The sequence below is a fragment of the Pseudomonas sp. AC463 genome (assembly GCF_979253585.1).
This window is the reverse complement of record NZ_CEEDDZ010000529.1, coordinates 1-278: the sequence shown is the minus strand read 5'-3', so window position 1 is coordinate 278 and position 278 is coordinate 1. Positions and strand designations below refer to the sequence as shown.

Annotated in this window: 1 protein-coding gene; it reads left to right on the top strand. The window is 54.0% G+C overall.

What is annotated here, in order from left to right:
• Positions 1 to 278 (top strand): HD-GYP domain-containing protein (locus AC0IYH_RS31265; protein WP_471838092.1); only part of this gene is annotated, 278 nt, incomplete at both ends.

Genomic DNA, 278 nt, shown 5'->3' with positions numbered 1-278 from the left:
ACATCGGCAAGATCGGAATCCCTGATCACATTTTGCTCAAACCTGGGCGCTTCACCCCGGAAGAATTCGAGGTAATGAAGACTCACACCACATTGGGGCGCGACGCCATCCAGCATGCCGAGAATCAGCTGGGAGTGAAGGTTGATTTTTTACGTCTTGCCAAGGAAATCGCATACAGCCACCAGGAAAAATGGGACGGCAGTGGCTATCCAGAGGGGCTGGCCGCAGACGATATTCCTATCAGCGCCCGCTTAATGGCTGTAGCGGACGTGTACGAC